Genomic DNA, 21,395 nt, shown 5'->3' with positions numbered 1-21,395 from the left:
CTTCACGAAAGGAAAATTGTATCGAGAAATAATCTAGACTCAAGAAAATTAATTTAAAAAACTAATGTTTGAATTGCATGAGGAAGAATAGTAACCTCAGTTGCTTTTGTACCAATGCACAAATAATAGGTTAAGTTTTTATCCGTTTTATTCATAACTACGGTAACCACTTTTCCATCTTGATTTAGAAACGAAGTCGTTAATAAGAAACTTTGGCTTGATACGCTACTAATCCTTTTTGCTTTTTCGCCAATGAATTTAGAAAAATGTCCAATAAAATAATAAGAAGGCGTATAAATTAAGGCTCCAGTTCTTGTATCTCCATGAAGAGGTGCAAAACAAAAATTGCCTACATGGTTTGGTCCACCATTTTGATCTAAAAGAACATTCCAATCAGTCCATCCTACAGTGCCGTTATTAAAATCGTGAATCATAGATTCGCCATAACGCTCTCCATTAGCCCAAAGTTGTAATTTAGAGTAATCGAATTTCTCCACACAACCTTCAGTAAAAAGTAATTTTTTGTCTGGGTACATCTCATGAACTTTTCCAACAGTTTCAAACATAGAATCTCCTCCACTCCAGCTTTCATACCAATGAAAACCAACTCCCCAAACATATTTACTCGCTTCAGGGTCATCCAGAATAGTACTTGCCCTTTGTGATATTAAATCTCTATTATGATCCCAAACCGTTAGTTTTTTATCCCCAAATCCAGATTTTTGCAATGTGGGTCCTAGATAATCTTTAACAAAATCACGTTCTTCTTCGGCTGTATAAATACATGATTCCCAAGTTTGTTTTGCCATTGGCTCATTTTGAACAGTTAACCCCCAGATAGGAATTCCCTCTCTCTCATAACTTTCGATAAATTTCACATAATAATTAGCCCATGATTGGTAAAATTCTGGCAATAACTTACCTCCTTGCAGCATGTTCTTCGTGTCTTTCATAAATGCCGGTGGACTCCATGGACTCGCGTAAACAGTCGCCTTCCCTCCTGCAGTTGCGATTGCTTTTTTAATTAGTGGAATTCTGAATTCCTTATCGTGCGCAACGCTAAAGCTTTTTAGAGCAGCATCTCCCTCCTCAATATAGGTATAACTACCTGAACTAAAATCACAGCTGTGTATATTAGTTCTAATAATAGAATACCCTATTCCTTTGTCCTTATCATAATAAGCTTGTAAAAATTCCTCCTGACTTTTCTTCGATAATTTTGCAAAAACCTCTGCGCTTGCGTCAGTGATTGCTCCGCCAATACCTAAATAAGTTTGAAAAGTTTTACTTGGATTTACGAAAACACAAAGTTGGGTTTCAAGTGGTTGTTTTAAGTCTGTAAACTGTAAGTTTACATCTGTTTTTGTTAGTCTCAAGTCTGTGCTATCTGCAGAAGTATAAACCGTTACAGTTCTACTATTTATAGAAAAAGGTATCGTCTTAACTTGCATTTTTTGTTGCGAAAAAGCAAGAAGTGAAACCGTTAACAGCACCGCTGTTGTAATTTTTTTCATCATTTTTTTTTAGGTTATTTTACCAAATGTAAGTTGCTACTGCTCCTGCGTCCAGAGCAGTAGTAATCCATTTTCCATTATACTTAATATTAAAAATTTCATTTGTATTTCCATCATTTTCTAGCACTAGAACTTTCTTACCTGCAGGAGTTTTAAATGCTACATTACTTAAATTACCTATAGTATTACTAGCTATTCTTATTGATCCATCAGGAACAAACTTAGAAGCGTGCGCTATAATATAGTATGCTACATTTCTAGAAAAACTTTCACTACTATTGATTGTTAAAGCTCCTTTACAAGAGTCACAACCTCCTTGAGTATGTGGACCGTAAGAACTATTATTTGCTAAATTCCACTCTAAGGCTGTTTTACTCCAGTTCCTCATTGATCCAATAATAACATTCTTAACGTGCCACTTTAAATCTCCATCAAAACTCCCTGATGAAGAAGTATACTGCTCCGTGAAATAAACATTCTTATTTGGAAAAGCATTATGAACGGTCGACAGTGCGCTAATATCCCCAGCATATAAATGGAATGCTGAACCATCAACATACAAGTTTGCATCACTATCATTCAAAATAGCAATAGGATATTCAGGTTTGTCACAGTTATGGTCATATACTACGATTTTTACCTTACTGTTTACCGCTTTAAAAGCAGGGCCTAAATGATTTTTAATGAAATCAGCTTGCTGTGACGCTAACATCAATAAACTAGGATTATTCCCAGGGTGTAACGGTTCGTTTTGAGGTGTAATAGCGTCAATAGCTATTCCCTCTTCTTTCATTTTCTCAATATATTTTACAAAATATTTTGCATATACGGCATAATACTGTGGCTGTAAACTACCGCCTATAAAACTACCATTATCCTTCATCCAAACTGGCGGAGACCATGGTACTGCCATAATTTTAATAGCAGGATTGATTGCAATGATTTCTTTAAGCATTGGGATTAAATCCGTCTTATCAGGAGCTAAACTAAAATTTGTTAGATTGAGATCTGTTTGTCCAATGGACATATCGTCATAAGTAAATGGCGTTGCATTTAAGTCAGATGCTCCTATACTTATTCTTAAATAACTAACTGAAATAGAAGTGCTAATTGTACCAAATAATTCCACTAACAACTCTTTTCTTTTGATCGCATTTAACTGATTAATTGCCTGGGCACTTCCTCCTGTTAAGGTATAACCAAATCCATCTACAGTTTGAAAAGTTTGCGCCTCATCAACTGTTATATTAGGATAGGTGTTATAAGTCGTATTAAAAGCTAAAACTCCTGTTTGTTTTTGGAGCATACTGCTTTGATTCCCTTTGGTCATCCAAAAATCAACCTCGTTAGTAACCGTTACTGGCGTGGGATTAGTTGGTGTAGGACTAACGATATCATTAGAGGGCGAGCATTTTGAAATCATCACCGAAACAATTAATAAAAAGAAAGCTTTCATAGTGTTTTTTATGGTTTTCATATTTTTTTTAAAAGTCTATTTCTACATAAACAGGCAAATGGTCTGATGGATATTTTAAATCTTTTGAATCACTTAAAACGGAATACTTTTTTACTTTAAAGATGCTGTTCTTAGAAAGAAAAATATAATCAATCCTTTTGTTAACTGCTTCATTGTGCTTAAAATTATTGAATGTCCCTAAAGGCCCAAAAGGACTCTCTTTAGCTATTTCTCTGGAATCATCCATTGTATTTTTTAATGCTATAATTCTATTTTCGGTAGGTTCAGAATTCAAATCTCCCATGAAAATTACTGGATATTTTTTGGTATTGAATTGAGCAATTCGAGCCATGATAAGACCTAGCCCTTTGTTTCTAGCTACTTGCCCAATGTGATCTAAATGTGTATTGAAAACCCAAAACAATTGTTCGGTTTTTACATCTTTAAATAAAGCATAGGTACAAACTCTATTGTAGGCTGCATCCCAACCCTTTGAAACTTTTTCTGGAGTATCAGAAAGCCAGAAAGTGCTGCTCTTTTTAATCTCCAATCTATTTTTATCATAAAAAATGTTAGAAGACTCTCCTTGCCCATTTTCTTCCCTACCGAACCCAATGTGAATGTATGAAGGCAGTGCATTAGAAATATCCAAAACTTGATTGGGTAATGCTTCTTGAATTCCAAAAATGTCAGGAGCATAAAACTGTATTTGAGAAGTAAAAAAATCTTTCCTCAGATTCCAATTATTATCGCCATCACCCGCTATATCCAAACGGATATTGTACGTCATTACTTTTAATGATTGCGCATTAGAAATAAAAATCACTAACATAAAAATCACTAGAATAAATACTTTTTTGATACACTTCATTTTCTATACTATTAATTAATTCTTCACTAGAGTTCCTGTCCAAATTTGAATATAAACTCTTAATGAAGAATCTACTAACCAAAACAATAAACTAATTATAAACTCTTATGTAATCAATTTCAAATGTAGATGATGTAAAATTTGGATCAACATCACCTCCCCAAACGCCTCCCATCGCTAAATTTACTATTAGATAGAAGTTTTTATTAAATGGGAATTTATCCGAATTTTGAAAAGTATAATACAAAACATCATCAACATAAAACTTAATGTCAGTAGCAGTCCAATTTGCTTTATAAATATGAAATTCTGTATTACTGTTAGGAACTGTTATAATTCCTGTATCGGGCGTATTTCCTGATCTTCCTGGTGAATGCAACGAAGAGTGATTTTGATTTAAATTTTTTCCTACAGATTCTAAAATATCTATCTCACCGCAAGCTGGCCATCCTAAACTACCAATATTACCACCTAACATCCAGACAGCTGGCCATGTACCAACTCCAGTAGGCACTTTAGCTCTTACTACTATTGTACCATAAGTAAATTCGAATTTACCATTGCTTTCTATTCTTCCAGAAGTAAACTTACCTTTGCCAAAATCCTCTTTAAGTGCTGTGATTTTCAAAACGCCGTCTTCAACTTTTATATTCTTTACACGAGTGGTATAAGATTGAAGTTCCTCATTAACATAACCTGGATCCCAAGTTTGAAAATTCCATTTAGTATCATCAGGAGCTCCATCCACATTAAACTCATCTGACCAAACCAATGATGACCCTACTAAAACTTTTATTGTAATTGAAGTAGAAACAAATTTTCCAGAATTGTATGCAGACACATATATAACATAGGTATTTGTACCAGCTGTTAAATACGTATACGCAAGGTTCCCATCTGTTAGTTCTTTAGTCACTCCATTACCTAGTAAAATTTTATACGATGTCGCATTGGTTGCCGTAATTTTAAAATTTACTGTTCCACTGCCATCACCGTTAGGATTTTGAAAATCAGCACCTACAACCATTGCAGAAACTGAGAGGTTCGATGGCGTTATTGCTACTACTTCAGCATCTGTGTTACTACTACTGCACGAAAAAAGGCTGATCAAGCAGAAAAACAATATAAATTTTCTCATTGTGATATAATTAAAATTTATTAAAATCAAGAATTAAAACTCTAAATAGGTACTTGTTTCACTACCCCTAATTCAAACAGTTTCTATTCCAATTTTATAAAGAGACTATTTCAAAATCGAAAATAGTCTCTTCTATTAAAGCTCTATTAAACCCCTCTAAACTCTACTTTGGCAATCGTAATTCCACTACTAGTGAAGATATTTCCGCCACTTCTAAATACTAGATAAATCTTTCCTGTTTGACTAAATTTAACGACGTTTGAAATAGACCCAATTTGATTTTTTACACAACCTACCATAGATAATTTTCCGGAGAAAGCAGCTTTGGCACATCCATCCCAAGTACTTAAACCCATAACCCTGTTATCTTTATATTCAACACCTGACTCAGGCACCGTCGTTCCTGCATATACTTCAAACCAAGTTTCATCAGAACCATTTTGTGAAGAAACTAGCATATCAATTTTGTATTCTTTATCTTTTACTACGTCTATGGCTTGATAAATTGCCTCTTGACTCCATCCACCATTAGAATTAATAATAGCACTACCAGTCTTAAAAGTCCATTTTGCTGCGCCTGATGGGCTTAAATTCATAACTTTCCATTTTGCATGATCAGTTGCATTTGCAAAATTACCGCCTTGTACTAAATTTCCTTTTAAAGGATCAGAAGTAGCAACTATAATCTCTTTAATAGTTGTGTTTTCTGACCCACCTCGTCCTACTGCAACGTGCCTTATTTGGTAGGTTCCTGCATCTGGCAATGAAATTTCTTCATTCATTTTTCCTATGTACAAGCCATCACCCGTATCCCATTTAGATAAAATTACACTTTGAGTTTGAGCCATTAATTTATAAGTATTTGTTTTTTCTGCAACTGGAGTAAATGTGAATGTTGCATCCACATTACTATCCGTTAATCCGTTACCTTCTCCTATAGTGTCAGGCTGGCAACAAGTCAGCGACCCTAATGTTACTATAATAAACATTAGGTAAACACTTCTTTTTAAAATGATATTTAATTTCATAATTATATGTTTTAGCGCTTAGTTATAATTAGGGTTTTGTACAATTTTTGTATTTTCCAATTCTTTCAAAGGAATAGGCCAGATTTCATTTTTACCAACTGTAAATCCTTTAATTGCCAATGCCGAAGCTGCTTTTCCTGTACGTACTAAGTCAAACCAACGGTGTCCTTCTCCAGCTAATTCCATTCTTCTCTCTAGTAATATTGCATCGATAGAAACTGGTACTGAACCTAAACCTACTCTTGCTCTTACAGCATCTAATAATGCTTGTGCTCTTGTACCAGTACCACCAAGTGCTTCTGCTTCCATTAAATAAGTATCGGCTAGACGAATCGCATACACATTTTGTTTGTAATTTAAAACAGTAGCTCCTCCACCTGTAGATACATCTGTCGTTAATGGCATAAATTTTTTCAAAAAGTAACCTGTGTCTTTATAACCAGGAGAATAATCTGCTTGTCCTGAAGCTTTTAATGATTTCATATCTACAATCGTAGCATCAAAACGTGGGTCTGATTTTAAAACATCATACAAACTTTGAGTTACTGTATTGAAACTATAACCCGAAGCATAATTTGGAGCACTAGAAACTGCTGGTCTAGAAAAACTTCTAGGCCCAACCATGACATTAATACTATTTCCTTCATCTGAACCTGACCCCCAATTACCCCAATCTGTATTACTTTTGTCGGTACTCATAATTTCTATAATTGACTCTGTATTAAGCTTGTTACTTATAGTCCATAATTCTGAAAATTTGCTTAGTAATTTATAACCATAAACACTTGTTCCTCCAGGACTTCCGTTAACCAAAGCCAACGCCGCAGCAGCTTGGTTTTTTTTTCCTTCGTATAAATACACTTTCCCTAACAACGCCTGAACTGATCCTTGTGAAAAACGACCACCTTCAATAGCTACATCAGTAATTGAAGTAGGTAGATCAGGCAATGCCTCAGTTAGATCTTTCTCTATCTGAGCATAAACAATATCTGAACTTGATTGCATAATATTATAAATCTCACTAGTTGCAATTGGCGCGGTAATCAATGGAACATTTTTGAACGTTCTAACTAGCTCAAAGTAATAATAAGCACGTAATGCCTTAGTCTCTGCAGTAAATCTTGCTTTCGCAGCCTCTGGCATTGGAATAGCAGGAAGCTTTTGAAGCAAAATATTTGCTCTAAAAATACCTTGGTAAAAATCATTCCAAAAACTAGACGGTATTGTCACTGCACTTATTGAATAATCTGAAAAAGATTGCATTCCAGTACCATCTGTAGCTCCACCACCGCCTGCATAAAAATCGTCTGACCCAGCATTTAGCATACAAATCATGTTTTCAAATCCTCGTGATTGCTTCCCTAAAACGTCATAAACTGCAACAAGACCTGAATAAGCCTCTGTTTCGTTTGTATAATAATTACCCTCTAATGCTGTCCCTTTTGGTTCCACATTTAAAAATTCCTCACTGCATGATGTAGCTGAAAAAATCACAACAAAGGCAATAAGTGAAAATTTTATATTTTTAAGTTTCATAATAATATCTTTTATTAAAATTGTAAATTAACACCTAGCATGAATGTTCTCGCTTGTGGATAAAATCCTCTATCAATTCCCATTACTCCTCCACCAATTTCAGGATCATATCCAGAATATTTAGTAAAAGTGAATAAGTTCTCAGCTGTTAAATAAATTCTTGTTTTTTGTAAACCCGCTTTATTAATGACATCACTTGGCAATGTATAACCAAACTGAACCGTTTTAAATCTTAAATAATCTCCGTCTTCTAAATAAAAATCAGATGGGTTATTAAAGTTTTTATTCGTGTCATCTGTAGTCAACCTTGGAAAGGTATTTGAAGTTCCTTCTCCTGTCCAACGACCTAATGCAGTAGTTTGAAAATTAGCATTTCCAATGTCTAACCTACGTAAACCTTGAAAGATTTTATTACCACTAGCACCTTGTGCAAAAACTAATAGATCGAAATTTTTATAATCTAAATTGATAGTGAAACCAAAAGTATATTTCGGTATTGGACTTCCTAAAAATTCTCTATCATCTGATGTGATTTGTCCATCTCCATTTACATCTTTCCAACGGAAATCTCCTGGAACTGCATTAGGTTGAATCAATCCACCACTAGCATTTGTGTATGCATTTACTTCAGTTTGATTTTGGAATATACCTGCTGTTTTAAATCCGTAAAAGGCATTGTACGGTTGTCCTACTTGCACTCTTGTTATGGGATAAGTACTAGACTGAATAGTTTGACCTCCTGATAAGAAATCAATTCCGTTACCTAAATTCGTGACTTTATTATCTAAATAAGACACATTAGCGTTAATGGACATATTTACCTGCCCCACTGTTTTGCGGTACCCCAATTCAAAATCTATACCTTTATTCTGCATATCAGCAACGTTACCTACAGGATTTCCTGTTGAACCCACATATCCAGGAATTATAATATCTTGTAGAATACCCACTGTTTTTTTATCATATAGATCTACCGAAAGATTAAAGTCATTAAAAATTGTTGCATCAAAACCTATATTAGCCTGACTAGTCTCTTCCCACTTTAAATCTGGATTTGAAGGAGCATTAGGACTATTGCCTATAGTTACTAAACCTGAATTCCCAATAGTGTAGTTTCTTCCTCCGCCAATTGTAGCTAAATATCTAAAATCACCAATAGCATCATTACCCGTTACTCCATAACCACCTCTAAATTTCAATTGACTGATTACGTCGTTTTCTTTCCAAAATTCTTCCTTTGAAGCTACCCAACCCAAAGAGAACGATGGAAAAGTACCATACTTATTATTTGAACCAAATCTTGAAGAACCATCTCTACGGACAATACCTGTTACCAAGTACTTTTCTTTATAATCATAATTTAATCTTGAAAATAAAGAGGTTACAATATGCTCTGAGCCAGTGTAAGCATATGCAACTATTTGATCTGTAGGCACACTGAAATTAAATGATGCATCTATATAGCTAGTTACAGGAATGTCATAATATGTTACTCCGCTACCGCTTGTGATATTATCAACATACGAGCCTTGACCTACTAAAACACTGAAATTATGACTACTAATAAGTCTAGAATAAGACGCAATATTTTCAATATTCCAACCAAATCCAGTATTGGTACTTCTTGATATATTATTTCTAGCAACAATACTTGAAGCATTTAAATACGATTCAGGAGTAAAACTTTCGCTACCCCAATACCCTAATTTCCCACCTAGAGTTGTACGTATTTTTAATCCAGTTATAGGTTCCACTTCTAAATAAGCATTACCAACAAAATTATCAGACCAAACATAATTGCCTAACTTCGTTTGAATATATGCCAATGGATTAGACATTTCCTGACCTACATTAGATGAAATACCGTAAGGATTCCCATTAGCATCTCTAATAGCACCGCTATTTGTATAAGGAGATTGGTTAGAAAGAATTGGATCAGTTTCCACGATTGGTGTTAGAGGATCTAAATTAATTGCAGAACTTAAGACTCCGCCAAACTCACTATTCGTATTTCCTACTCCAACACTTTTCTCTCTAGAATAACCTAATGTTTGACCAAAAGTAATTTTCTTAGTTATTTTATGTGTAGAATTTAATCTAATGTTTTTTCTTATATAATTAGAAATATCAGTGGCAACAATTCCTTCTTGATCCAAAAGACCAAATGAAACATAAAAAGTCGAAACCTCATTTCCACCACTTAAGCTTAATTCATGACCAACACGTTTTGCACTATTGTTAAAAATAGCCGATTGCCAATCCGTACCAGTACCGTAAGAAGCAGGATCTGTAAACTTTATTCCATCACCACCAGCTACGGAAGCTTCGTTCATTAATGTTGCATATTGCGTTGCATTTAGCAAATCTAATTTCCTAGCTGGAGCAGATATACCTGTGTAACCATTATAACTCACACTGACCTTTCCAGATTTCCCTTTTTTAGTAGTTACTAAAATCACACCTGTTGCAGCCCTCGCACCATAAATTGCTTGAGAAGCTGCATCTTTTAAAACTTCTATAGAAGCAATATCCGATTGATTTAAATAACCTATTCCTCCGGCATCTACCACAACTCCGTCAACAACCCAAAGTGGCTCGTTATTCCCGAAAGTAGTAATTCCCCTAACACGTATTGTTGCAGAGGAACCTGGTTGTCCAGAGTTTGCTGCAATCGTCAAACCTGAAACTCTACCTTGCAAGGACTGCTCAACTCTTGTAATAGGCAAATCTTCTAGGTCTGATGCTTTGATACTAGAAATAGCTCCAGTAACAACGCTTTTCTTTTGAGTTCCATACCCTACAACAACCACCTCGTTTAAATCTTGTGACTGTGAAACCAATTTAATAGTAATAGAAGATCGCCCTTTAATAGGTTCGGCTATCGTAGCATATCCAATATAGCTAATTAGTAAGACTCCATTAATAGGAGCTTTAAACTGAAACTTTCCATCAAAATCTGAAGAGGTTGATTCTGTACTCCCTTTCAATAAAATTGATGCCCCTGGAATTGGCATTCCTGCTTCATCATTGACTATTCCGTTCACTACAACATCTTGTGCTTGTGCATAAACTGAGAATAGTATCAATGAAAAACAAAAAATAAGTAATTTTCTTAATTTCATTTTTCTATAATTTTTGGTTAATTATTTAGTTATTTACCGCAATAATACCTCTTTAATTTTGGTATTGGCATTTTTAAATTATTACAAAAACACATCAACTAACAAAATATAACTTAACAAAAACACATCAAAATAATTACAAAACATTATTAATAAGACCTTTAAATATTAAAAAAAAATATTTAAAAATATAATCAACTAAAACAAACACTACAATAGTTAAAAATCAAGTATTTTAGCTTTTATTCGACAATCAAGGTATCAAAATGATTTAAGAAAAGTAGTTTCAACTTATAAAACTACTTCTAAATAAAACTACTCATTACACATTATAGTATTATGAAATACACATCATTAAACCTACTACTTCTAGGGCTTCTAATGACTTCAACATTACTAACAAGTCAAGTAAAAAACATTGGGCTTCCTGACATACGCAACTACAAAAGATCCGATTATAAGGGAGGAACGCAAAACTGGGATATTGACCAAGATAAAAATGGCAACTTATATTTCGCAAACAATAACGGCCTACTTCAATTTGACGGTTCATCTTGGAAAAAATATTCATTACCAAATTCCTTTGCAGTCAGATCGATAAAAATTGATGATTCCGGTAAAATATTTGTTGGCGGCTATAGTGAATTTGGTTTTTTCGAATCCAATAAAAAAGGAAAGCTTGAATATTTTTCTTTATCAAAGATGATTAATAAGGACGCGAACAATCCAATAGACTTCATTTGGAAAATACATATCCGTGGTATAGAAGTAATTTTTCAATCCTTTGAAAAAATTTACATATACAAAAACAAGCAGCTCAAAATACGCAATGCACCTAATCGATTTCAATTTTCCTTTATAATCAACAATAAACTGTATCTCCAAGACATTGCACTGGGGATACTAGAGTATAAAAACGATACATTCATTCCTCTAAAAGGTTCAAGAATACTAAACAATAACGAGGTATGGGGAATGTTTCCAATGCCCAATAACAAAATATTAGTCGCCACTTTAAGCAAAGGACTTTTTATTTATGATGGAAAAGGAATGACACCTTGGAAGAACGAAGCCAATGAATTTATTAAAAAAAATAGCTCGCTAGGTGGAGTCAATATAACGAATCGTTTTATCGCTATAAATTCTGTATTAGACGGAATAATCATTTGCGACCTTAATGGCAAAATTATTCAGCACATCAATCATAAAAAAGGTTTGCAAAACAATACCGTGCTCACTTCCTTTATTGATAATAAAAACAATCTCTGGCTAGGCCTTGATAACGGGATCGCATTTATTAATGAAAGCTCCCCTTTTTCCTACTTTGGCTTTAGTTATGATTTAAGCACTGTTTACGCTTCCGTTATTTTTAATGACAAATTGTACGTAGCGACTAATCAAGGAGTCTTTTGCCACACTTGGAACAAGACAATTAAGGAGGATGCTTTTTCACTCGTAAAAGGTACAACTGGCCAAGCATGGGATTTACAAATAATCGATAATCTGTTGTTCTGCGCACACAATAGAGGAGCATTGCTTATCGAAAGTCCGAATGCTGTTAAAATACTTGACAATAGAGGTTACTTTGGCTTTAAAAAAATACCTAATCATCCAAATTTTATCATTGGCTCCACTTACAATGGTTTTACGCTATTTGAAAAAACACAAAATGGTTGGGAATTTAAAAATAAAATCGCTGGTTTTAATAAATCAACAAACACTTTTGAAATAGATAGATATAATCTTTGGCTAAAAAAAGATGATTTATTATACCAACTAGAATTGTCTAAAAACTTAACAAAATTCACTAAAATAAAATGCTACCAGCAGTTAGCGAAAGAAACGAAAGGAATAACTAGTATTCAGCATTTTAATAATAAAATATATTTTCAAACTAAAAATCATTTCTACAAATATTCGCAGCAACAAGGGACATTCTATGAAGATCAGACAATTAGTGCTATATTTAAAAATGTTCCCTTAATAAACGCACTGACTGAAGATAGATTAGGTAATTTATGGTATGCATTCGATGAGTCACTAGGAGTATTGCTAAAAAGCACAAATAGTACGTACAAAAACTCTATATCCCCTTTTTCTAATTTAACCGGTAACTTAGTCAATAACTATCTTTCTATAAATACAGTTGATTCCGCTAATGTATTTATCGGACTAACAGATGGATTAGCTCATTATAACGCTAGTTTATCAAAGAGCTTCATAACAAAGCCCAAAGTATTTATACAGAGCTTTTCCTTCCCAAACGACACGCTACTATTAGGTAATGGAAGAACAAAACTGAACGACTACACTATCCCTTATAAATCAAACTCAGTGCGATTTATCTTTTCCTCACCTACTTATGAAAATGTTGAAAATGTTGAATTTTCATATCTATTAAATGGTTTTACTGACAAATGGAGTCCATGGTCAACATCTTTAATTAAAGAATACACTAACTTAAGAGAAGGTAATTATAAAATGAAATTAAAGGCCCGAAATAGCTATGGAATCGAATCAGATAGTACCACTTTTAATTTTACGATTTCCCCTCCATGGTATAGGCATTTTCTAACTTATTTATTTTATATATCGATCATAATAGCTACAATCCTTTTCATCCAAAGGAGAATAAAAGTTAAAATTAGAAAAAATAAATATTACGAAACGATAGAACAGAGAAGAATATATTTGGAAAAAGAATCTAAGATTAGACAAGAGCAGTACAAACTTGAAAAAGAAATTGAAAAGCTACAAAATGATAAACTTCAAATAAAAATATTAACCAAAGACAAAGAACTCGTAAACAACTCACTTCAAGTTGTCAAGAAAAATAAAATACTAAATGGAATAATCCACAAACTAAAAGATATTAATGTGGAATCATTTGACGACTCAACAAAGTTAAAGCTTAACAAATTAAACAAGAGCATCACTAAAGAGGTAACTGCCGATAAAAGTTGGAATGATTTAGAAAAACACATTAAAAATGTGCATTTTGATTTCTTAAAAAGATTAAAAGAAAAACATCCAACTATTTCCCCTAGAGAGCTTGATTTATCTACTTATCTATTAATGAACATGTCTACAAAGGAAATAGCAGAAATAATGAACATTTCAAACGGCGGCGTTGAACTGGCCCGTTATCGATTAAGAAAAAAATTACAACTAAATAAAAAAGAAAATCTTGTGGGTTTTTTAATCGCTATTTAAGGCACTGTCTTGCACTGTCTTGCACTGTCTCTTAAAGTGTGTAAGTTCAAAATAAATTGAGTTAGATTTATTAATTGAACTCATAATTTTTAAAATAGTCATTTTAAAACAAAAAAGGAAGCCAACACCGTAAATCAACTCTTGGTCTAAAAAAAACTATAAAAACAATTTAGATCTTTATTTGTAGAAGAGGTTAAAAAATATTTTATATTTAAAAAAAACCGCCTCTAAACTAAATTTGAGACGGTTCTATTTCATGAAGGTTAGGGGCTAACCAATTTCCTGTTCCCTTATAAAACCGATTTAAAATCACTTTATCAACAGTTACATCATACCAAACTACATTCGACTATTAGCTGTAAATATTGTTTTTTTTCGCATTCGATTCCATTATCTTTATCGAATTGAGTGACAGATCTGATGGGCAACATAAAAGGTCGATTATTCCATTTGTCCGTGCCTGTTGCTATTTCCTTAAAATTATTTCCTAGATATATTAACTCCTAGGGTTTGTTTTTAGAATTTCTTGGCACTAAAAAAATCTAATTCTTAACTATAAACTCTGGTTTCTTGTTTACGTCAATCGCAACAAAGGTAAATTCTCCAGTAATCGCTTTTTCACGATGCTCTGAATACATTTCCTCAATGAAAATATCAACACTCACTTTCATACTTGTGTTACCTAAATGACTCACAGCACCTACTAATTCAATAATCGTTCCTGCTGGAATTGGTTTTTTGAAATCAATTTTGTCGCTGCTTACCGTTACCATTATTTGGCGGCTGAAACGTGTTGCCGTAATGAAAGCAACTTCATCCATAAGTTGCATTGCAGTACCACCAAAAAGCGTGTCGTAATGATTGGTGGTGCTTGGGAAAACGGCTTTAAAAATTCGTGTTTCTGCTTTTTTTATTTTTTCTTCGGTAGTCATTGTATTTTAGTTTTTTAAGGTTTTATCTAAAAATAGTTCCTAGATAATTTAAAATTAGTTCTGAAAAACATGGTGATAATAATCCGATTATAGTTCTTCCAAATAGGCATAAAGCGAACATTATTATCCTTCTTCATTAAAAAAATATTGGAAATAAATTGAATTTGTGATTTTTGTAAAATTCGGAAGTAATGTACTTTTCGTCATTATCAGAGCATCTTTCCTTTTACATGTTGTACTATCCAAAATGTCTGTTGATAGCCAAAGTCCATCACAAAATACATGTCAAGTTTGTTTTACGATTGGTATAAATTAGTTTCATTACAACATTACAGAATGGTACTTAAAATTGGCGCCGTATCAACAATTTGATCGTAGAACAAAAAAAAATAGAATGTTTTAACTCTACTCCTGATTCTTGTTCTAACTGACTGTCTTCAATACATCCTATGCTGCCTCCATGTATCAGTTCTTTTCTTGAATTTTTGTCTGACCAATATTGCTCGCAGGCTTTTTTAGGTTCTCTGTCACTACCAATTCGCGGATAGTCAAGATTGTGCGTTTGCATTTGTAACTTTTTAAATGGTTTATAATCATTATGAAAAGCTCTTTAATTATTTCACAATACTTTTGCAATAAAAATGGTAAGAAAGAAAAATGCGTAAAGAAAAAGGACAACCCCTAATTATCCTACTAAGGATATTTGAACTTGTATAAAAACACATTTGTCTGACTAAAAGCTTCAAATCGCGAAAGCATTGTCAATTCGAAAAAGGCAGGTCTCCTGACTTGTAACGGTGTCCATCGTCCTTCCCGCCTTTGGCAGTGGATGCTCGTGGATGAAAACCTTTGGTGTGTTACTTACAGTTGCGCGACAGTTCGTGATTTACACACGATTCCCTATTAATCTACAGTTAAGTAAAGCCTTTTCCGGTTGATGAAGTATATAAGAACTACTCTAAGGCTAAGATAGCGATAAATCCAACAAGATGTATTTCTATTCACTACTTTTAGTACATTTTTAATTTACAAAAGCGCGCCCCCTATTTATGTATTTATTTTGTCAACATCTGATTCTCCTTGTACTAATTGTCTAATTTATTCCTTTAAGCCAGTACGCAACACTTCTATTAAAAACAAAAGATTCTGTAATAAGAGCCTCTATACTTATATTTAATGTTGCTAATCCTTTTGCTTCCTGACCTTCTTTGTACATTGCTTGCTTTTAGAACATCACAAGCGTTTCATTGCTCTAAGTAGAATTGTACAAAGCTCCATTAACATCATTCAATGTTTTATCGATTGCGAAATTTTTTTGAGTATCGCTGTTACTGGTGTTTTTATTTTGAAAATCGAGATGGAACTCCATGGTATTAGTACAATTTACAAATAGTACTCTTTGGTCGTCTAGTGTTACCTCCAAACCGTGCTACTACCTCTTTAAAACTACAGCTGATTAAATCTAAAAGATTCCTTTCTTTGTTAGTACTAGGAACACGACTAAGAATATGACTATCAATAGTTATAATTTATTTCTATTGATCACAGACCTTCTAGTTCGTGCATCACAAAGAAAGGAAATAACCTCCGCTGTTGTAAATAGATTTCTATATGAATTTTCTTTGATACGATCTTTTGAATTAATTACCGTTGTAAAGCCAATCAAAGCTGCTATTTAATTCTTACCTTAATAAATCAAGTTCATTCGTTTAAATTTAAAAAATTTAGTTTGTCCGTATTGGCTCAGCTTTTTTGCTAAAATATCTCTTTGAAATCCTCAATTGTTATTGGTTTCAGAATATATATTTTTATTTGATCTTGATATGGTTTTGCCTTATTTGTACCCGAACTACTATCCGATGAACTAATTATACAAACATGGGTTTTGTTATCAGTCGCCTTGTTGAATTTTTTAAACTCATCTAAAAATTGCCATCCATCCATAATTGGCATATTTATATCCAGTAAAATTACATCCGGCATGCCTAAACCTAAACTTATATTCTCTTTTATTTTTTCGACAGCTTCAAGCCCATTAAAAAAAGAGGATGCATTAATACCCAAGTTGTTGTTTTTAAATAAATTGGGTATTATAAAATGAAAAAAATTATCGTCATCAATGACATATACTTCCCTAAACTTCTTCATTTAAATGTATTTTAAAAACCGTTCGTTGCCCTACTATACTTTGAACTTCTATACTTCCACCCGTCGCTTCTATCTTGTTTTGTATAATAAACAGTCCAATGTCTCTCGAATCATAATTATTATGCAACGTTTCATACATTCCAAATAACTTATCCCCATGCAATTTTAAATTCCTTCCTTCCCCATTATCTTCTATAACTAATTTTTTTTTTATCCTTCTGAGACCACCATATAACTAATTACTGGGATTCTACCTAGCGCACAATATTTGATAGCATTAGATGTTAGATCAAATAAAATGCTTTCTAAATATGCAGGATTAGAAATTACTGTTTCTTCATCTGAAATTGAATTTTGAATGATGACCTTATTCTTATTAATTTCATCTTCTAAAACAGCTAAGGCTTTTGCTAAATGTAAATTTATGTTTACTTTTTTAAGTTTAGGATTCAACGCAGTTTGAACTTCCAACAACTCCTTTAAATTATCAATTGTTTCTGCTAACACACGAGATGAAGAGCCTAAATACAAATTAGTTCCCCTTAAACTGACTTCATCTTTTTCTTCTTCCATTAGATTCAATAACATTTCAATATTACCGGCATAAGAACGCAGATTATGAGAAACGATATGAGCAAAATATAAGAACCTCTTCTTTTGCTCGGCAATAACTTCAAGAGATTTTATAATTTCCTCTTCCTTTTCTTTTTGTGAGGAAACATCAATATTTGTACCTATGATTATAATTTGAATCCCGCTTAATTATTTTCCCTCAGGTCAAAACCCACTTATATTTGCCAGATTTTGTTAAAATTCGTTTTGAGTTTTCGTAGTAAGTTGTACAACTGTCGTTATGAAGATCAATGTTATTTAAATATTTTTCTTTATCCAACGGATTAATTCTATTCTCCCGATAGCGGATTTATAATCCATTCTTTTAATAATACCCCCACCCATGTCTCTATTTGATAAAACCAAAAACCTACCAAAAAGCAGAATTTATATATCAATTAGTAGAAAGCTTAATGGCCTCTTTTCCCGAAGAGGACGAATATATTCAGTACACCAAAGAATTTATGCGTGCTGATTCAATGATTATTCCAGCTAAAATAGCGGGTGCCGAAGGGGGTGATTTATACAGTATTCGCATGCAAAATGCCGCTATTATTAAAGACCATGCCATGCATTTATATGTTCATGTCGGCAGTTTACGTTTTCATGAAAGCTATAAAGATCTAGAATATATAAAACTCATCCGTAAAGAACTCGATGAATTTAGATTGTTATTTCTAGACTAGGTAAATAGTTCCGATACTAACAACCACATCTGGGATGAATGGGTCTATTCAATCCTCCAGGCGCCAGCGCTCCTACTGAAAGTGACGATTTTGATATTGATGATTTTGATATTGACAATTTATTTGATGATGAAGACTAAATTTTTTTTATACAGCTTGCAAATCCTGCTGCAAAATGAGGCCTATATCTTATTCTCAGGAGAGAGTCCAACTTTAAGATTATATTTACGGATATCCAATTTATCTCTGGGCAATTTAAAATTTAATCGAAACCAACCATTATCCTATTTTTGTAATTTCAGAACTTTTGAGAAGAAAATAAGATCAAAATAAAAAAATTAACTAAATGAAATTTATTATATCTACATATTTTCTATTTTTTATAACAATCGTTAATCCCCAAGTCAAACTCCGATCTTGGAACATAGAAAACCTAGACATATCCAATTCTTTTCAGGAATAAATCCTGCACTGGATTCGGGTCTTTCTGCTATTTCAACTTCCCATTTATAAGTGTCTTCTACTGAAAAGAATGTCTAATTTACTGTAGTGTACCATAAGTAATAAATGTATTTTTTTTCATTATTGATTGTGGTTAATTTGTATTCTAATTTTATGTAATTACTCGTCAGTTTATGATGCTATTATAAAATTGTTTACATCTTTACAAAGTCAAATTCAGGCTTTGAAATTTATTGTACGCGTAAAGAAACAAAAATATTTACAGTTTTTGTTATTCGAAACTGACATATAAATACTATTTCAAAAACTATAAAAAAACCCTTCGGTATTTTATTACCGAAGGGCGAATCAAAAAATAAACAAACCAAAATTTATTTCACCAATTCAAAACCAACATTATTAACTGCGTTTGAATCTGTTCCTACGAAAATTTGGAAAGCACCAGGCTCTGCAACAAATTCAAGATCAGAGTTATAAAATTTCAAATCTTCGACAAAGATTTCAAAAGTTACTTTTTTTATTTCTCCTTTTTTAAGCAATATTTTTTGGAACCCCTTCAATTCTCTTATTGGTCTTGTCACAGAACCTACTAGATCTCTTATGTACAATTGAACAACCTCTTTTCCATCATAATTTCCTGTATTTGAAAGATCAACTGTTACTTTCAAAGTCTCATTAATTTTCATTTTATCAGATGAGATTTCCAAGTTCGAATAATCGAAAGTCGTATAACTCAAACCATATCCAAAAGCAAATAATGGTTCGTTTCTCTCATCGATGAAATTAGATCTGAATTTTTCGAACTTACCTTCTTTATTCATTAATGGTCTTCCAGTATTTTTCTGGTTATAATAAATAGGTACTTGTCCTACACTTCTAGGGAAAGTAGCCGTTAATTTTCCAGAAGGGTTTTCATTGCCAAATAATACATCGGCAATGGCAAATCCTGCTTCACTTCCTGCAAACCAAGTATTCAAAATAGCAGGAACCGTTTCGTTTTCCTGAACCAAAACTAAAGGTCGACCTGTGAATAAAACTAAAACTACTGGCTTCCCCGTTTTTAATAATTCTTTTAGTAAATCTTTTTGGGCTTGCGGTATTTCTAGATTTGTTCTGCTACTGCTCTCTCCACTCATTTCTGCAGATTCTCCAAGCGCTGCGACAATGATATCTGATTGATTAGCGATTTTCAAGGCTTCGGCCAATAATTCTTGTGAAGTTCTATCATCACGGTGTAGTGTTTTCCCGAACATTGTTGCTTTTTCTTCAAAAGCAGCATCGTAATCAAGGTTGCTTCCTTTGGCGTAAAGCAACTTAGTATCTTTTCCAGCAACTTCTTTCATGCCTGCAATCAGTGAAATGGATTTATCCATATTTGTAGCAACACTCCAAGTTCCTGCCATATTTTCTTTGGCATCAGCCAATGGTCCAATAACAGCAATCGTTCCTGATTTTTTTAATGGTAAAAGTTGCTTTTCATTTTTAAGCAAAACCAAAGATTGAGCGGCCGTATTTCTTGCTTCTAATCGATTTGCAGCGGTGAATATTTCATTCTTAGCTCTAGTCACATCACAATACCTATAAGGATCATGAAATAACCCCAAATCATATTTGGCATTCAAAATAAGACGCACAGCATTGTCTAATTGTGCCATACTCACTTTATTTTCGTCCAAGGATTTCTTCAAAGTAGTCAAAAAACCTTCACCTACCATATCCATTTCAACTCCTGCGTGCAACGCTAGAGCTGACACAGTTTGCAAATCTCCCATACCGTGATCAATCATTTCATTGATTCCGGTATAATCAGTAACCACAAATCCATCAAAACCCCATTGCTTTCTCAGGACATCAGTCATTAACCATTTGTTTCCCGTTGCCGGAATTCCATCAACTTCATTAAAAGAAGCCATAACTGAACCTACTCCAGCATCAATGGCAGCTTTATAAGGCGGAAAATACTCATTGTACATTCTAATTCTACTCATATCCACGGTATTGTAATCGCGTCCCGCCTCTGGTGCTCCATACAAAGCAAAATGTTTTACACAGGATAATATCGAATTGTTTTTTGACAAATCATCTTGTTGATAGCCGTGCACCATCGCTTTGGCTATTTCACTACCTAAATAAGTATCTTCACCGGAACCTTCAGAAACTCTTCCCCAGCGCGGGTCACGAGACACATCCACCATTGGCGAAAAAGTCCAGTTTATTCCGTCAGCACTAGCTTCTTGCGCAGCTATTTGGGCACTACGCTCAATTAACTTCATATCCCAAGTAGAAGATAGCCCAAGTGGTATTGGGAAAGTTGTTTCGTATCCATGAATTACATCCATTCCGAAAAGTAATGGAATTTTCAAGCGGCTTTTTTCAACAGCAATCTTCTGTACTTCCTTAATTTTTTGTACAGACTTGATATTAAAAAGACCACCCACTTTTCCTTCTTCAATATTTTTAGCTATATTAGAACTATTGGCAGCCCCTGTTGTAATATCTCCTGAAGTAGGCAGGTTCAACTGTCCTATTTTTTCATCTACAGTCATTCTTGCCATTAAATCAGCAACAAACATCTCTCTCGGTTTGATTGTTATCTCTTTTTTTTTTCTCTTTTTTTGGCTGTAGCCAAATAGTGAAAGACATAAGAGCACTATAATTAATTTGTTCTTCATTTCTT

16 protein-coding genes and 1 riboswitch are annotated in these 21,395 nt (G+C 33.4%); of the genes, 2 read left to right on the top strand and 14 right to left on the bottom strand.

Annotated features, from left to right (window positions below):
- Window positions 1-53: 53 nt before the first annotated feature.
- The 7 genes from AC4PRO_RS05460 to AC4PRO_RS05430 all read right to left on the bottom strand — a co-directional run bounded on the left by AC4PRO_RS05460 (window position 54) and on the right by AC4PRO_RS05430 (window position 10,665).
- Window positions 54-1,514, bottom strand: coding sequence for a glycoside hydrolase family 30 protein (locus AC4PRO_RS05460; RefSeq protein WP_074722262.1), 1,461 nt, complete (start codon window positions 1,512-1,514; stop codon window positions 54-56).
- 19 nt (window positions 1,515-1,533) lie between these two features.
- Window positions 1,534-2,991 carry a glycoside hydrolase family 30 protein gene (locus tag AC4PRO_RS05455; protein ID WP_492116599.1) on the bottom strand — a complete coding sequence of 486 codons (1,458 nt, stop codon included), beginning with the start codon at window positions 2,989-2,991 and terminating at the stop codon, window positions 1,534-1,536.
- Window positions 2,992-2,998: 7 nt separating this feature from the next.
- A complete protein-coding gene (locus AC4PRO_RS05450) occupies window positions 2,999-3,841 on the bottom strand; it encodes an endonuclease/exonuclease/phosphatase family protein (protein ID WP_492116598.1) in 843 nt (280 codons plus the stop codon).
- Between the two features lie 91 nt (window positions 3,842-3,932).
- Window positions 3,933-4,979: a glycoside hydrolase family 16 protein gene (locus tag AC4PRO_RS05445; protein WP_074722266.1), complete on the bottom strand. Its 1,047-nt coding sequence runs from the start codon at window positions 4,977-4,979 to the stop codon at window positions 3,933-3,935.
- 146 nt (window positions 4,980-5,125) lie between these two features.
- Complete coding sequence (locus AC4PRO_RS05440; protein WP_492116597.1) at window positions 5,126-6,007, bottom strand: hypothetical protein; 882 nt, start codon at window positions 6,005-6,007, stop codon at window positions 5,126-5,128.
- Window positions 6,008-6,025: 18 nt separating this feature from the next.
- The gene (locus AC4PRO_RS05435; protein WP_492116596.1) at window positions 6,026-7,543 is read right to left on the bottom strand and encodes a RagB/SusD family nutrient uptake outer membrane protein; all 1,518 of its coding nucleotides are present in this window, start codon (window positions 7,541-7,543) and stop codon (window positions 6,026-6,028) included.
- A gap of 14 nt (window positions 7,544-7,557) precedes the next feature.
- Window positions 7,558-10,665: a SusC/RagA family TonB-linked outer membrane protein gene (locus AC4PRO_RS05430; protein WP_074722272.1), complete on the bottom strand. Its 3,108-nt coding sequence runs from the start codon at window positions 10,663-10,665 to the stop codon at window positions 7,558-7,560.
- Between the two features lie 339 nt (window positions 10,666-11,004).
- On the opposite strand from AC4PRO_RS05430, the gene AC4PRO_RS05425 reads away from it, so the two are divergent.
- Window positions 11,005-13,878 (top strand): triple tyrosine motif-containing protein, encoded by a 2,874-nt coding sequence (locus AC4PRO_RS05425; protein ID WP_074722274.1) that lies wholly within the window; start codon window positions 11,005-11,007, stop codon window positions 13,876-13,878.
- Between the two features lie 542 nt (window positions 13,879-14,420).
- On the opposite strand, the gene AC4PRO_RS05420 is transcribed toward AC4PRO_RS05425, so the two are convergent.
- The 6 genes from AC4PRO_RS05420 to AC4PRO_RS05395 form a co-directional block, all read right to left on the bottom strand.
- Window positions 14,421-14,810 (bottom strand): acyl-CoA thioesterase, encoded by a 390-nt coding sequence (locus AC4PRO_RS05420; RefSeq protein ID WP_074722276.1) that lies wholly within the window; start codon window positions 14,808-14,810, stop codon window positions 14,421-14,423.
- A gap of 343 nt (window positions 14,811-15,153) precedes the next feature.
- The gene (locus AC4PRO_RS05415; RefSeq protein ID WP_074722278.1) at window positions 15,154-15,378 is read right to left on the bottom strand and encodes a hypothetical protein; all 225 of its coding nucleotides are present in this window, start codon (window positions 15,376-15,378) and stop codon (window positions 15,154-15,156) included.
- Between the two features lie 189 nt (window positions 15,379-15,567).
- A riboswitch (cobalamin riboswitch) is annotated at window positions 15,568-15,754 on the bottom strand.
- A 149-nt stretch (window positions 15,755-15,903) separates the two neighbouring features.
- Window positions 15,904-16,026, bottom strand: a complete 123-nt coding sequence (locus AC4PRO_RS05410; RefSeq protein ID WP_492116595.1) for a hypothetical protein — start codon at window positions 16,024-16,026, stop codon at window positions 15,904-15,906.
- Window positions 16,027-16,565: 539 nt separating this feature from the next.
- Complete coding sequence (locus AC4PRO_RS05405; protein ID WP_074722280.1) at window positions 16,566-16,958, bottom strand: response regulator; 393 nt, start codon at window positions 16,956-16,958, stop codon at window positions 16,566-16,568.
- The gene (locus tag AC4PRO_RS05400; protein WP_492116594.1) at window positions 16,945-17,121 is read right to left on the bottom strand and encodes a hypothetical protein; all 177 of its coding nucleotides are present in this window, start codon (window positions 17,119-17,121) and stop codon (window positions 16,945-16,947) included. Before AC4PRO_RS05400 ends, AC4PRO_RS05405 begins: the two co-directional genes overlap by 14 nt.
- 47 nt (window positions 17,122-17,168) lie before the next feature.
- Window positions 17,169-17,531 (bottom strand): hypothetical protein, encoded by a 363-nt coding sequence (locus AC4PRO_RS05395; RefSeq protein WP_492116593.1) that lies wholly within the window; start codon window positions 17,529-17,531, stop codon window positions 17,169-17,171.
- Window positions 17,532-17,923: 392 nt separating this feature from the next.
- On the opposite strand from AC4PRO_RS05395, the gene AC4PRO_RS05390 reads away from it, so the two are divergent.
- Window positions 17,924-18,256, top strand: a complete 333-nt coding sequence (locus AC4PRO_RS05390; protein WP_492116592.1) for a hypothetical protein — start codon at window positions 17,924-17,926, stop codon at window positions 18,254-18,256.
- 833 nt (window positions 18,257-19,089) lie between these two features.
- Here AC4PRO_RS05390 and bglX read toward each other — a convergent pair.
- Window positions 19,090-21,390 (bottom strand): beta-glucosidase BglX, encoded by a 2,301-nt coding sequence (bglX, locus tag AC4PRO_RS05385; RefSeq protein ID WP_492116591.1) that lies wholly within the window; start codon window positions 21,388-21,390, stop codon window positions 19,090-19,092.
- Window positions 21,391-21,395: the final 5 nt, after the last annotated feature.

The sequence above is a fragment of the Flavobacterium sp. DW-iso2 genome (assembly GCF_058725285.1).
This window is presented reverse-complemented; position numbering and strand designations above follow the sequence as displayed.